The 13,416-nt window shown below is 62.1% G+C and carries 15 protein-coding genes; 11 read left to right on the top strand and 4 right to left on the bottom strand.

The features are described from left to right. The first annotated feature begins 50 nt into the window (after window positions 1-50). Entirely contained in the window at window positions 51-2,147 is a 2,097-nt protein-coding gene (gene glgX, locus AC5J09_RS09230) for a glycogen debranching protein GlgX (protein WP_494297500.1), read from the top strand. Further along, window positions 2,140-3,282, top strand: coding sequence for a DNA topoisomerase IB (locus AC5J09_RS09225; protein WP_324763515.1), 1,143 nt, complete (start codon window positions 2,140-2,142; stop codon window positions 3,280-3,282). Before glgX ends, AC5J09_RS09225 begins: the two co-directional genes overlap by 8 nt. A 187-nt stretch (window positions 3,283-3,469) precedes the next feature. Here the strand turns inward: AC5J09_RS09225 and AC5J09_RS09220 are convergent, their stop codons facing one another. Further along, on the bottom strand, window positions 3,470-4,207 hold the full coding sequence (locus tag AC5J09_RS09220; RefSeq protein ID WP_102761718.1) for a BON domain-containing protein: 738 nt from the start codon (window positions 4,205-4,207) through the stop codon (window positions 3,470-3,472). Between the two features lie 168 nt (window positions 4,208-4,375). On the opposite strand from AC5J09_RS09220, the gene AC5J09_RS09215 reads away from it, so the two are divergent. The 4 genes from AC5J09_RS09215 (at window position 4,376) to AC5J09_RS09200 (ending at window position 5,891) form a co-directional block, all read left to right on the top strand. Continuing rightward, window positions 4,376-4,540, top strand: coding sequence for a hypothetical protein (locus AC5J09_RS09215; RefSeq protein WP_018099003.1), 165 nt, complete (start codon window positions 4,376-4,378; stop codon window positions 4,538-4,540). A gap of 93 nt (window positions 4,541-4,633) precedes the next feature. Beyond that, window positions 4,634-4,933 (top strand): DUF2934 domain-containing protein, encoded by a 300-nt coding sequence (locus AC5J09_RS09210; protein ID WP_338281666.1) that lies wholly within the window; start codon window positions 4,634-4,636, stop codon window positions 4,931-4,933. Window positions 4,934-5,008: 75 nt separating this feature from the next. Next, window positions 5,009-5,449 carry a CBS domain-containing protein gene (locus AC5J09_RS09205; RefSeq protein ID WP_010976090.1) on the top strand — a complete coding sequence of 147 codons (441 nt, stop codon included), beginning with the start codon at window positions 5,009-5,011 and terminating at the stop codon, window positions 5,447-5,449. A 73-nt stretch (window positions 5,450-5,522) separates the two neighbouring features. Further along, a complete protein-coding gene (locus AC5J09_RS09200) occupies window positions 5,523-5,891 on the top strand; it encodes a hypothetical protein (RefSeq protein WP_324763518.1) in 369 nt (122 codons plus the stop codon). A gap of 107 nt (window positions 5,892-5,998) precedes the next feature. Here AC5J09_RS09200 and AC5J09_RS09195 read toward each other — a convergent pair whose 3' ends face one another. Then, window positions 5,999-6,433: a DUF4168 domain-containing protein gene (locus AC5J09_RS09195; RefSeq protein ID WP_100671545.1), complete on the bottom strand. Its 435-nt coding sequence runs from the start codon at window positions 6,431-6,433 to the stop codon at window positions 5,999-6,001. Window positions 6,434-6,738: 305 nt separating this feature from the next. On the opposite strand from AC5J09_RS09195, the gene AC5J09_RS09190 reads away from it, so the two are divergent. The 5 genes from AC5J09_RS09190 (at window position 6,739) to AC5J09_RS09170 (ending at window position 11,383) form a co-directional block, all read left to right on the top strand. Next, window positions 6,739-7,131, top strand: coding sequence for a RidA family protein (locus AC5J09_RS09190; RefSeq protein WP_018098999.1), 393 nt, complete (start codon window positions 6,739-6,741; stop codon window positions 7,129-7,131). Window positions 7,132-7,266: 135 nt separating this feature from the next. Further along, the gene (locus AC5J09_RS09185; RefSeq protein ID WP_494297499.1) at window positions 7,267-8,265 is read left to right on the top strand and encodes a TRAP transporter substrate-binding protein; all 999 of its coding nucleotides are present in this window, start codon (window positions 7,267-7,269) and stop codon (window positions 8,263-8,265) included. An 83-nt stretch (window positions 8,266-8,348) separates the two neighbouring features. Next, window positions 8,349-8,825 (top strand): TRAP transporter small permease, encoded by a 477-nt coding sequence (locus tag AC5J09_RS09180; RefSeq protein ID WP_324763521.1) that lies wholly within the window; start codon window positions 8,349-8,351, stop codon window positions 8,823-8,825. Beyond that, window positions 8,822-10,102 (top strand): TRAP transporter large permease, encoded by a 1,281-nt coding sequence (locus AC5J09_RS09175; RefSeq protein WP_275599308.1) that lies wholly within the window; start codon window positions 8,822-8,824, stop codon window positions 10,100-10,102. Before AC5J09_RS09180 ends, AC5J09_RS09175 begins: the two co-directional genes overlap by 4 nt. A 36-nt stretch (window positions 10,103-10,138) precedes the next feature. Continuing rightward, a complete protein-coding gene (locus tag AC5J09_RS09170) occupies window positions 10,139-11,383 on the top strand; it encodes a Zn-dependent hydrolase (RefSeq protein ID WP_275599307.1) in 1,245 nt (414 codons plus the stop codon). A 53-nt stretch (window positions 11,384-11,436) separates the two neighbouring features. On the opposite strand, the gene AC5J09_RS09165 is transcribed toward AC5J09_RS09170, so the two are convergent. Next, the gene (locus AC5J09_RS09165) at window positions 11,437-12,357 is read right to left on the bottom strand and encodes a LysR family transcriptional regulator (protein WP_018098994.1); all 921 of its coding nucleotides are present in this window, start codon (window positions 12,355-12,357) and stop codon (window positions 11,437-11,439) included. Between the two features lie 162 nt (window positions 12,358-12,519). After that, window positions 12,520-13,329 (bottom strand): class I SAM-dependent methyltransferase, encoded by an 810-nt coding sequence (locus tag AC5J09_RS09160; RefSeq protein ID WP_494297498.1) that lies wholly within the window; start codon window positions 13,327-13,329, stop codon window positions 12,520-12,522. Window positions 13,330-13,416: the final 87 nt, after the last annotated feature.

Raw genomic sequence — 13,416 nt, 5'->3', positions numbered from 1 at the left:
CGTTGCGTTGCATCAAAGCTGCCGGGCAAGGCGGTAGAGGGCGCGACTGAATGAACCTGACTTTTTCCGAACTCGATTTCATGAAACCTGAACTCGGTGCAGAATACACCGGGCAGGGAACCCATTTTGCGGTCTTCTCGGCGCATGCGGAGAAGATCGAGCTCTGCCTGTTTTCCGAGGACGGGCGCGAGGAAACGGCGCGCATGCCGCTGCCGAAGCGCGAGGGCGACATCTGGTCCGGTTACATCGAGGGTATCGGTCCCGGCACCCTCTACGGCTACCGCGCCCACGGACCTTACGATCCGCACAATGGTCACCGCTTCAATCCGAACAAGCTGCTGCTCGATCCCTACGCCAAGCTGGTCGCGGGTGAGCTCATCTGGGATGATGCGCTCTTCGGATACACGATCGGCAGCCCCGAGGGCGATCTTTCCTTCGACGAGCGCGACAGCGCCCCCTTCATGGTGAAGGGCGTCGTTCAGGACCCGACTTTCGACTGGGCGGGCGAAGAAGCGATCCGCCGTCCCTGGACGGAAACGATCATCTACGAGGCGCACGTCCGCGGCATGACCATGACGCATCCCGGCGTGCCGGACGAGCTGCGTGGCACGTTTCTCGGCATGGCGAGCGATCCGATCATCGAGCACCTGACGAAGCTCGGCGTTTCGGCGATCGAATTGATGCCGGTGCAATATTTCCTCGACGACCGTTACCTGGTGGAGCGGAATCTCAGAAACTATTGGGGATATCAGACGCTCGGATTCTTCGCTCCGCACGAGCGCTATCTCAAGGGCGACCGCTTTACCGAATTCAAGACGATGGTGAAGCGGTTTCATTCCGTCGGCATCGAGGTTTTGATGGATGTCGTCTACAACCATACGGCCGAGGGCTCGGAACGGGGCCCGACCTTGAGCTTCCGCGGGCTCGACAATTTCAGCTATTACCGCCAGTCGCCGGACGAGCCGCGCCACACCTACGACACGACCGGTACCGGCAACACGCTCAACGTTGCCCATCCCCTGGTGCTGCGCATGGTCCTCGACAGCCTGCGTTACTGGGTGGGCGTGATGCATATCGACGGCTTCCGCTTCGATCTCGCAAGCACGCTCGGCCGCGAATACATGGAGTTCGATCGCGAAGGCGGCTTCTTCGACGCGATCCGGCAGGATCCTATCCTGGCGGGTGTGAAGCTGATCGCCGAACCCTGGGACGTCGGCGAGGGCGGCTATCAGCTCGGCGGCTTCCCACCGCCGTTCCGCGAATGGAACGACCGGTTCCGCGACGACGTCCGGCGCTTCTGGAAGGGAGACGGCGGCATGGTTCCGGTGCTTGCCGAGCGCATTCTCGGTTCGCCCGTGCAGTTCAGGCACTCGGACCGTGCCGCGACCTCGTCGATCAACCTGGTGAGCGCCCATGACGGCTTCACCCTGATGGACACGGTCTCCTACGGCGAAAAGCACAACGAGGCGAACGGCGAGGAGAACCGGGACGGTCACTCCGACAATCATTCCGACAACATGGGCGCCGAGGGCCCGACCGACAACGGGGAGATCATCGAGGCGCGCAAACGGCGGCGGGCGGCCATGCTCGCCACCCTGATGATCAGCCAGGGCGTGCCGATGGTGCTCGGCGGCGACGAGCTGGGAAACAGCCAGCAGGGCAACAACAACGCCTATTGCCAGGATAACGAGATCGGCTGGCTCGATTGGAGCGGAGCGGAGGATAGCTTCGTGGATTTCTGCCGCAAGCTCCTCGCCTTCCGCAAGGACCATCCTGTCTTGCGGCAGGAGCGATTCCTCGACGGAGAGCCCGACGAGAATGGACGGGTCGAAATCGCCTGGTACAAGGCGGATGGCAGTCCCATGGACGAGGATGCCTGGCACGACGCCGAGCTCCGCCTGATTTGCGCCTATATATGCCGCGTCGGGCAGGGCGAAGCTTCGCCGGCCGGCGAGATCGTCCTCGTGCTCAATGCAGGCGGTGATTGCGAGATAGCCCTTCCCCGCGGAAACGGAAGCAGGCGCTGGCAACGCGTGCTCGACACGGCAGCCGAAGAACCGTTCGGCACGTTCGCCAGCGCGGATCGCGACACTATCCCGGCGCAGAGCGTCGTCGCCTTCGTCCCGCAGGAGGGAGGCAATGGCTAGAGCAACGATGGTCGACGTGCTCGAACCTCCGCCTTGCGTGATCGTGGATGGCCCGCGGAACTTGGCGGCGGCCGGTCTCGTGCCCGAGGAAACCGGGCTCGTCTATGTCAGCGACAGCGAGCCGGGCATCCGGCGGCAAAGGCGTGGCAAGGGGTTTGTCTACCGAATGCCGGACGGCTCGATCGTTACCGATCCGTCGATCAAAAGCCGCATAGCGGCGCTGGGCCTGCCGCCTGCCTATGAAGACGTCTGGATCTGCCTCGAAGAACGGGGGCATCTGCAGGCCACGGGCTATGATGCACGCGGACGAAAACAGTACCGCTATCACAGCGCGTGGCAGGCTCTCAGGAGCGCCGACAAATTCGCGCAACTGGTGGAATTCGGCAAGGCGTTGCCCAGGATACGCCGCACCATACGGCGCCACATGCAGGGTGACGTGGAAAACATGCAAACCGTGCTCGCCGCGCTGGTCGCGCTGCTGGACGAAGCCCATCTGCGCACCGGCAACCAGGCTTACGTGCAGGCCAATGGGAGCTATGGTGCCACGACGCTTTTGAAGCGGCATCTCAGGCTGGGCGACGGCTTCATAGAGCTGAAATTCATCGGCAAGGGCGGCAAGCGCGTCCAGCGGCTGCTGCGCCGCCCCAAATTGCAGCGGTTGCTCGAAGAGATCGCGGATCTGCCGGGCAGACAGCTTTTCGTCTGGAAGGATGAAAACGACGCCCTGCGGCCGGTCGATTCCGGCCGGCTCAACCGATACCTTTCAGAGGTGGCCGGAACAGCGGTATCTGCAAAGACATTCCGGACCTGGGGCGGCACTCTCGCGGCTTTCACGGCCGCTCGCACCGCGATCGAACAGGGTGAGTGGCCGACGATCAAACAGATGAGCGAAGCGGCTGCGTCCGTTCTTCACAACACGCCCGCCATCAGCCGGAGCAGCTACATTCATCCGGATGTGCTCGCTCTCGCCGACAAGTCGGCCTCGATCTCCGCGCGACAGCTTCAGGCGCGCGGGCGCTCGGACAGCGAACTGCGTGTGGAGGAACAACGCTTGCTGAGTTTTCTTCGGCGCTCGGCGCACTCGAGGGCGCGGCAGGCAAGATCTGCCCCGGAGCAGCGACGAGCTTCCAACTAAGGGCTGTTTAGATTCATGGTGCCGACCGTGCGCTATTGATCGTAGCCGAACAACAAAAGCATGCAGCAGCTAAGACGCGCGGCGCTGTAGGAAACTTTTCCGAGGACTGAAATCTCTCCGCCTCATCCCTGTGACGAGCAGGGACGAGGCGATCAAACGACCCTCGGCTCGCACGCCCGCAATCGCCTCAACTAAGATCGGTGAGGTTCGGGTTCTGCTGAATAGTGCCCGTATCCGCCGTCTCGATGCGCAGATTGTTTTGTACATTCGTGACGCCAGATACATTTTCGGCACAGTCCTCGGCGCGGCGTTTCGCCCATTTGGAGCTCACCGAACCATTGAGCTGTACTTCGCCGTTCGACACGCTCACTTCGATGTTGGAGGCGTCGAGAGCGCCGTCGTCACTCAGGCGGTCGCTGACATCTTCCTGGATGCGGCCGTCGGTGCGCCTGTAGCCTTTTGGGCCCTTGCCGCGGTGCCGGTCCATCTCCCGCCTGCGTTCGGCATCTTCGTCACCGAACCAGGAAGCGACCTCGTCGCTGGCGCGGTCGAGAAAATCCCGGTCGTGACGATAATCGCGCGTTTCGCCGTAACCTCCATAGCCGCGGTAACGGCCCTCGCCGCGATAGCCATAACCGGGCCCGTGATAATCCCGGAAATAGCGCTCGCGGCCTCTGCGATCGTAGTCGTCGTCGCTCCAGCGTTCGCGTTCGCCGCCGCGGTAGCTCCCGGTCGGCCAGTTCATCGAGCTCTCGTAGTCGGCGCCACGCGGCTCCACATCTTCGTCGAAGCGGCTGCGCGCCCGACCGCGGCGCTCGGACCCATAGTTGTAAGGGTCGCGCTGGCGCTCGTTCTCCCAGTCGCGGCGGGCCCAATCGCGACGGCCGTAGGGATCGTATCTGCCATAGTCCGGATGTCTGGGCATGGGCTCTCTCCTGGCTTTTGCTCTTGCTGATGTTGGGTCAAACCCGCGATCGGCCCAAAGGGTTCCGCGCTTCTCCCCGTTCCCCGCGCCGCCGGCGGAACAATCCCGCACGGTCGGGATTGTCCCCGAAAGAGGGGTGTCGCCCCCGCATGCCCAAGGGAGACGAAAATGCCGAACCCGCGTCAGCCGGAACCAGTACCGGAGCCGCCGCCGCCAGACTTGCCGCCCTGGTATCCCGAGCCGCCGATCGAGGAGCCCGATCCGGACCGCCTTCCGGATGAAATTCCGGTCCCTAATCCGGACGAAAATCCGGAGCCGCCAAAGCACATTTGAAGGTCCCCGCGGATGGCGCCGCGGGCGGAACAAATGGACGGTCGCGCCGTTTGAAACTCGCCATCAACGAAGTCCAGCGGCGAGGTAAGGGACATGGACGAGCGAAGGGACATAGACAACGAACGCGAAGAGCTTATCAGGCGCAGAGCCTATGCGATCTGGGAGCAGGAGGGCCGGCCGGACGGGCAGCATCAGCGCCACTGGGAGCAGGCCGCCAGAGAAATGCAGGGACCGGAAACGCAAGGACCGGAAACGAAGGGAGACGGCTCCGCGCCGGAGAGCGGGAGCCAGGGCAACGGCAGCAGGCGGCGCGAAAAGCAGACCGCGGCGGGGGCTGGGGCGCCCGCTTCGCCCGAGGGAAATCCGGCGGCCCGCCCGGACGGCGGGCGCTGAGCGGCCGTAACGGCGGCTCGAGCCTTCCCGGGCTGCCGATGAAACCGTGCCGATGAAACGTGAAGGAGAAAACAAATGCGTGTATCGGAGATCATGACAAGAGACGTTCATCTTGCAAGCCCCAACGACACCATAACGGCTGTTGCGCGGCAGATGGCGGAAAACGATATCGGCTTCATGCCGGTCGGAGACGATGACCGCCTGATCGGCATGATAACGGACAGAGACATCGTCGTGCGCGGCGTTGCCGATGGTATGGACCCGCAGGCACGGGTGGCCGACATCATGACCACGGACGTGAAATATTGCTTCGACGACGATGAGGTGGACGATGTCGCGCGCAACATGGGCGACATCCAGGTTCGACGGCTGCCCGTGGTGAACCATGACAAGCAGCTGGTCGGGATCGTTTCGCTTGCCGACGCGGCCCGTGAACAGCCGCAAATGGCCGGCACCGGCCTGAAGGGCGTGACCGAACCCGGTGGATCCCACAACCAGTCCAACCGAAGCGGCTGAACGATCCGGCGGTTGGGCACGGATGGGGGCGCGATGGCGCCCCCTTTCTCATTTTGCACAAGGGAGGCCAACTATGGCGGGGAAACAGGAAAGCATGCCGATCCGGACTGGTCTCGCTCCCGGCGGTGCCGCGGAGCCCGACGATCACGTCGCCGATGCGGGCGATTCAGGAAGCGGTGCGCCGTATCTCGGCGAGGTGGATCGGGCGCGCCCCGACCCGCCACAGCCGCATCCGCGCAATCTTAGTGCAGGCGACGGAAAGGTCGCGATGACGCTTACGAATACGCCGACCGAAGCGGGCGCCGAAGCGAACGACGCCACTGGCGGCGAATACTGGAATCGGGTGCTCGGCGACAATACGAACGCCGGCACGCTGCGTTTCCTAGCCGCTGTTGGACTGTTCGTTCTGATAGCCGCGGCACTGTTCTGGCTCGTCAGCTGAAGAGCTCGGATCGTTTCACGCAATGGTGAAACGATCTAAGTCTTTGAAATGCGCAACTCCGGACAGAAAATCGCCACGCGATCTTCTCGGAGTTGTGGAAGCCGTGCTTATTGCTGCTGCGGCTGCTGCGGCGTGGACGTCTGGAGCTTTTCCTGAACCTTCTGGGCAAGCGCGGGATCACTCTGCGCAGCCTTCAGGATCGTCGTATATTCCTCCACCGACATGTTCGGCGCGGTCTCTACGGCCTTGACCATTTCCTGACTGGCTTCGTTCTGCAGCTTCGCCTTCGCGGCCTCGTCGGTGGTAGCCCCGATTTTCGTGGAGTACTCCTGCCTTACCTTGTCGACCTGAAGATAGGCCACTGCAAAGGCCTCGATCTTCTGATCGCTGATCGGGGCGCCTGTGCCGCCGGCGTCGGGTTGGGTCTGTGTCGGCTGCGCCTGTTGCGCCTGCGCGATTTCCAGCGCCGAAGCCGGGCTGAGAAGCATTAAACTGGAGGCTGCTACGGTCAGCGATGCAACGAGTGTATAGCGAGTAATCATGTTCTGTCCTCCATGACGTGCATGACTTGATCGGCAGCAATACCGCCTTGCTCGTTCGCTCCGCCGTCGAAACGACGCAAGCGACTCGGGGAGCATGTACGCCCCGGAAGTGCTCGGTGCGGCGACGACGGGGCAATTTGCTGACCATTAGGCGGCAGCTTTGTGGCTCCCTCCGGGGCATGCGGAACAAGATGCAGGGGCTTGGAACGCAATATACGCTACGGCTATACATTGCTCGAAACGTGGCGCAAACGGTATCTCCCACACAACCGGTACGATCTGCGCCGATAAAAGGGTCAGGCGATATGAAGCACGAAATCATTGAAATCCCTGTGATTTCCGAAGCAATCCGAAGACTGGGCGCGCCGACCTCCGCGTTGACCCGCGTCGGCGGTCTTCTCTATACGTGCGGGATGCCGCCGATCGACCTGAACACAGGCGAGATCGTCAGGGGAGACATGACCATCCAGACGCGCGCCTGCATGGACGCGCTCTCGTTCACCCTCCGCCATGCTGGCTCCTCGCTCGACAATGTCTTCAAATCGCTCGTCTTTATCACCGATAACGATTTGGCGGCGGAGATGAATGCGGTCTATCGCGCGTATTTTCCCGGCGGCTTTCCGGCCCGCAGTTGTGTGGCGATCAAGCCTTGGACGCATTTCGATATCGAGATCGAATGTATCGCCACCGTGGAGTGATGCGATCTTTTCTCACAGGAAATCGCAGCCACTCCCATAAGCGGACTCAATGTTTGTCATTGAGTCCGGCTATTTGCGTTGCGGGCATCATGCCCGCCTAATATGCCCAGAATAAACGCAACAAATGAGGGCGCTATGAAACTGGGCATTTCGAAAATTTCCCGCGGTCTTGCCGCCACCGTGATCGCTGGCATCGTCGGACTTTCCGCTCATACGGCTGCCATGGCCGAAACAACGATCCGTCTCGGCCACGTGCTTGCCGACACCCATAGCTGGCACAAGGCCTCGACGGACTTCGCCAAGGAGGTCTCGGAGAAGACGGAAGGCCGCGTCAAGATCGAGATCTTCCCCTCCGGCCAACTCGGCACGGAGAAGGAAGTCATCGAGGGCATGCAGATCGGCACCATCCAGGGCGGCCTGATCGGCAGCGGCTCGTTCCAGTTCGTCGAACCGAAGTTCGGCATCATCGAAATGCCCTATGCCTGGACCAGTCGCGAACAGGCTTTTGCCGCGCTCGACGGCAAGCTCGGCACAGCGCTTGCCGATCTGCTTCGGCCGAAAGGCATCGAGGTTCTCGCCTGGTGGGAAAACGGCTTTCGCAACATCACCAACAACAAGCATCCGATCGTCAAGCCGGCCGATCTCGCCGGCATCAAGATCCGCGTAACCCCGGACAAGGTTCGGCTGGCGACGTTCGAACGTCTCGGCGCGCAGCCGGCGCCGCTGGCCTTCGGCGAGCTATACTCGGCCCTGCAGCAGGGCGTGTTCGACGCCCAGGAAAATCCGCTCTCGATCATCGATGCCTCGTCGTTCTACGAAGTACAGAATTACGTTTCGATGACCGGCCATATCTGGGGGGCCGCATGCCTGACGGTGTCGAGCATGACCTGGGCGCAGGTTTCCCCCGAGGACCAGGCCATCGTGAAGGAAGCGGCCGTCAAGTGGGGCAACGCCCAGCGCCAGATGGTTGCCGATAACGAGGTCGCGCTGATCGAGAAGCTGAAATCGAAAGGCATGCAGTTCAACGAGGTGGACAAGGCTGCCTTCGTCGACGCCCTGAAGCCGATCTGGGAGAGCGAGAAGGACGTCTTCGGTCCCGAGCTGCTTGAAGTCATGGACAGCTACCGCAAGTGATGCGGTCGTCCTGCCCGCCGGTTGCGGGCAGGACGTTTCCCATCGCCGGGCCATGTCCGTCCGTCCACACCAGCGAGGCTTCCATGCAAGACGCATCGACACCGCGCCCGCGGATTTCCAATGCCATAGACAACGTAGCCCGCGCGGCGGGCGGCCTGGCCATCGCCACCTTCACCGCCATCATCGTCTACGTCGTCATTTGCCGTTATGCCCTTTCCTTCACACCACGCTGGTCGGAGGAGATCCCGCGTCTTCTCTTGGTTTGGGTGACGTTCATCGGTGCGGTTTCCGCCTTCGTCCGCAACACGCATCTTTGCGCCGGCCTGACGGACCTGCTCGTTGCGCCCGGCCGGTTCCGTTCCTTCCTGGCCGTACTCGCGCGTCTGGCATCCCTCCTGTTCCTGGTCGTCGTCATCTGGTCCGGATGGAAGATAACGGTGTTGACATGGTCGCATGAAACCACGGTCCTGAGCTGGCCCGCCGGGCTCGTCTATCTCGCGCTGCCGGTCACCGGCGCCACCGCCTTCGTTGCCCTCGTTGCCGCGGAACTGCGCAAATGAGCCTTGCCCTTCTCGTCCTCTTTGCCGTCTTCATTCTTTTGCTCCTGATCGATGCACCGATCGCGATTGCGCTTGCGCTTTCCTCGGTCGCTTATCTGCTGGTCGGCGATGTCTTGCCGCTGATGGTGGTCGCGCAACGCATGGTCGCGGGGATCGACAGCTTCACGCTGCTTGCAATCCCGCTTTTCCTGCTCGCCGGTTTGCTGATGGTGCATGGGGGGCTCGCCCCGAGGATCGTCAATCTCTGCGCGGCTGTCGTGGGACAGCGGACGGGTGGTCTCGCCATCGTGATGATTGCCGCCTGCATGATGTTCGGCTCGCTCTCGGGATCGGGTGTCGCTGACGTGGTGGCGATCGGTTCCATGCTGCTGCCGGCCATGAAGGAGCGCGGCTACGATCCGGGCTTCTCCGCCGCAGGTCTCGGCTGCGCCGGTTCGCTTGGCACGGTCATTCCGCCGTCTATTGTCCTGATCGTCTACGGAACGGCGACCGGAACGTCGATCGGGCAGCTTTTCATCCACTCGATCGGTCCAGGTATTCTGCTCGGTCTCGGGCTGATGGTCGTCGCGTGGTGGATTTCCCGCAAAAACGGTTGGAAGGGCGGGGAACCGTTCAGCTGGACTCGGCTGGGAACCGCTCTGCGCGAATCCGTGCTTGCCCTGCTCGCGCCGGTCATCATCGTCGGCGGCATCCGCTTCGGCATCTTTACGCCGACGGAGGCGGCGGGCATCGGCGTCGCCTATGCGCTGCTCGTCGGGGCTTTCGTCTATCGCCAGCTGACGCTCGCCAAGGTCTTCAACCTCTTGCGCGAAACGACGGAAATGACCGGTTCCATCCTCATCGTCATCGCGGCCGCCTCAGTCTTCGGCTGGATCCTGACGGTCGAGCAGGTTCCGCAGCTCGTCGTCAATGCCATCACCGGCGCGACCGAGAGCGCCACGGTCGCTCTCATACTGATGATGGTCGCGGTCCTGGTCCTTGGCACTTTCATGGAATCGATCGCCATCATTCTCATCCTTGCGCCCGTTTTCCTGCCGGTGCTGCGGGTCTTCGAGATCGATCCGGTCTATTTCGGCGTACTGCTGACCATCAACCTGGCGATCGGCGCCAACACACCGCCACTCGGCATCGACCTGATGGCCGCGTGCCGCACCGGTGGCATTCCGATGTCGGCGTCCTTCCGCTACCTGCTGCCGTTCATCGGCGTCATGGCGCTCATCATGTTCCTCCTCATTCTCTTCCCGGGGCTGATGACACTGATGTCGCTCGGAATGTGAGCCGCTTCGTCCGCAATTGCATTTGAAAGGTGAACCATGTCGTTCGCATCGAACACCCGTGCCAACATCGATCGCTTCTGGTCGACCATCGAGACTTCCGCCGAAATCGGCCAGGGGCGGCCGGGCGGTCTCGCCCGCCTCACGCTGACGGACGATGATCGCAGAATGCGCGACCTGTTCGTCAACTGGTGTCGTGATGCGGGTTTGAGCGTGGAAATCGATGAACTCGGCAACATCTTCGGGCGGCGCGAAGGAAGCGACCCGTCGCTGCCGCCGGTGCTGATCGGCAGCCATCTCGATACCCAGATCAACGGTGGTCGCTTCGATGGGATTGCCGGCGTTCTTTCCGGACTAGAGGTGATCCGTACGCTGAACGACGTCGGTCACGTCACCCGCCGTCCGATCGTCGTCGTCAACTGGACGAATGAGGAGGGAGCGCGCTTCTCGCCGCCCATGGTCGCATCCGGCTGCTTCGTCGGGGCCTATGACGGGGACTGGGTCAAAGAGCTCGTCTCCGACGACGGAGCGCGTTTTGGCGCCGAGCTCGAGCGCATCGGTTACAACGGAAACAAGCCCTGTCGTGCCGGTGAGATCGATGCCTATTACGAATTGCATATCGAGCAGGGGCCGATCCTCGACCTCGAGAAACGCGATATCGGAGTGGTTACGGGCGGATATCCGAGCTACGGGATGAGGGTGCGCTTTACGGGCAAGACGGCGCATACCGGCCCGACGCCGATGGACCTGCGCCGCAATGCGCTGATCGCGGGCGCACGCTGGCTGACTGCCGTGGATGACATCGGCTGGGACTTTGCCGTCGGCGACGGCAAGGCGACAGGCGCCCGGCTGGCGGCGTGGCCGAACAAACCGGGCATCCTCTCCGACACGGCCCAAGCGATCTGCGACGTTCGCCATCCCGATGCGGCGACCGCGCGCGTCATGGGTGAAAAGATGCGCCGTGCCGTCTTCGAAAGCGCCGCCCGCGCCGGCTGCGACGCGGTGATAGAGGACGAGTGGTTTTGGGGCGGGGACATCTTCGATCACGCGATGGTGGATGGAATCCGGGCTGAAGCGGTCCGGATGGGCTACGACTGGCGTGACATCCAGTCCCAGGCAGGCCACGATGCCTATTTCCTCGCGCGGCATTGCCCGACGGCAATGATCTTCACGCCCTGCAAGGGCGGCATCACCCACAACAACGAGGAAGACTGCGACCGCGACGATCTTGCGCCGGGCCTCAATGTCCTGTTGCACGCGGTCGTGGCGCGCGCCGACCGCTGATCGATCGGAGCACTTCCAGGGAGATTGCGTACCGGCTTTCCGCCGGGACGCCCTCAGTGCATTTCCGGGTAGAGCGAACGTAGCTCCTGCATCAGGTCGATGAAATGTTGCTCGGCGCGGGAATAGTCACCTTCCGGATGCGTCACCAGAAACACGTCCGCGCCGAGCGGATAACCCTTGATTTCGAGCGGCCAGAGAAGTCCGCTCGCGACTTCGTCGTGAACGGCCGTCAACGGGAGAATTCCGATCCCGAGGCCGGCGACGATCATGCGTCTTACCTCCTCGAGATTTGGGCTTTGCCCGCTGATCCGTTCGCCGAGACCGAGGCTTTGGCTGAGCACCGCCATCGGCTCGAGACCCATGCCTTCGGTGGCGCAGGTAAAGGAAACAAAGGATTCCTGCCGCAATTCCCTCTTCTCCACCTCCTTACGGCCGAAGAGGGGATGCTCAGCGCCGCAATAGACGCTGAATTCTTCGCGAAACAGCAACTGACAATTCAGGCTGAAGACGGGGCGCGACAGGAGACATAATCCTATTCCGCATTTCTCCGTCTGAATCCGCTTGACCGTGTCCTGGCTGTTCTGGACCTCCATCACCCAGGTTACGGAGGGATAGCGCTGATGGTAGAGACGCAACGCTTCGTTTATGAGCGGGGACTCGAGGTTCGAGATGATCTGGATGCGCACCTCGCCGAACTCTTCGGCGGTTCTTTCCTGCGTGAGCTGGCCAATCCGCTCGACGGCACGGAAGATCTCACCGCATTCCTCGTAGATTTTCTGCCCTCGGGCCGTCAGCTCGAACTTCCGGCTGCCGCGAAGGACGAGCTGACAGGCCAATTGCTCCTCCAGTCGTTGCAGCGCCTGACTGACCGATGGCTGGCTCATGTTCAGCCGGGCCGCTGCCCGCGTGAGGCTTCGCTCTTCGGCGATCATGAAAAACGACCGCAGGAGATTGAGATTGAGATCTGTCGACATCGTACGGGCCTATCCAATTGCAACTCCACTCACGTGGGGTCGGCACCAGCTGCTGTACCACGATGGCAGTGCAGCTTCCCGGAGAGATAGAGCACCGACGCGTCGAAGCTCAAGAGTGCTGAATTGGCCCGCCGCCGCGCGCAGCCTTTCAGTAGGCCGGCATCAGGCCAGGGGTTTGCTAGCGCGGATCGCAAAGCGATGCTGGCTTCTGCGCGCAAGGCCCTTGAACAGATTCCAGTTCTTTGCCTGCATCCGGTGTATCTCTCCGAGATCGGTATCGACGGTGATGTCGGCGAAACCGGCGGCCCGCAGCAATTCGACGACGGCCTCGGCGCGCGCTCCTTGCGAGAAGTGGACGCGGGCAAGAATGCTTCGATGCGTTTCCAGCATCTCGCGCGGCTGTGATGGAGCCTCGAGCCCGAGTAGGCCGACACGCTGCCCCCAGGCGTTGAGCGACGAAAAGAACCGCTCGAGCCGGGTCGAATTGACGAAATCGCCGTCGACGACGAGAAGCCTGCCGCCGGGCTTGAGGACGCGAAGCCATTCCCTGAAGGCTGCGGCCGGGTCCACCAGCGTCCATACGAGATGCCGGTTCACGACGACGTCATAATGGTCGTCCGGCTCCATGGTATTTTCCGCGTCGCCAATGCGGAAGGAAATGTCGCGTCCGCGGCTCTTCGCTTTTTGCCGCGCGCGTTCCAGCATCGGCTCGGCCCAGTCGATACCCGCCACCCGGAAGCCGAGATCGTCGAGAAGGTGCGAGACCACTCCGGTCCCGCTCGCAAGATCGAGCGCCGAGCGACCGGCTCCCTCGCCGAGATGGCGCAGGACGAGCCGATGCCAGGCGGCGCGTTCCTCCTCGGAAAAAATCTCGTGGCCGGGAGAGAGATCGAAAGTGGCCGCACGTTGCGACCAATAGGCTTTGATTTCATCGCGAAGATCATAATTGGGCCGCGTTGCAACGTCGCTCATTTTCAGTCCCGGTGTCGTCTGTTTGGAAGCGTTCTAAAAGATATATGTTGACTGGTAAAGTCATGAAATATTAGAAGGCACCGAATT

The sequence above is a fragment of the Sinorhizobium sp. genome (assembly GCF_059070375.1).
This window is presented reverse-complemented; position numbering and strand designations above follow the sequence as displayed.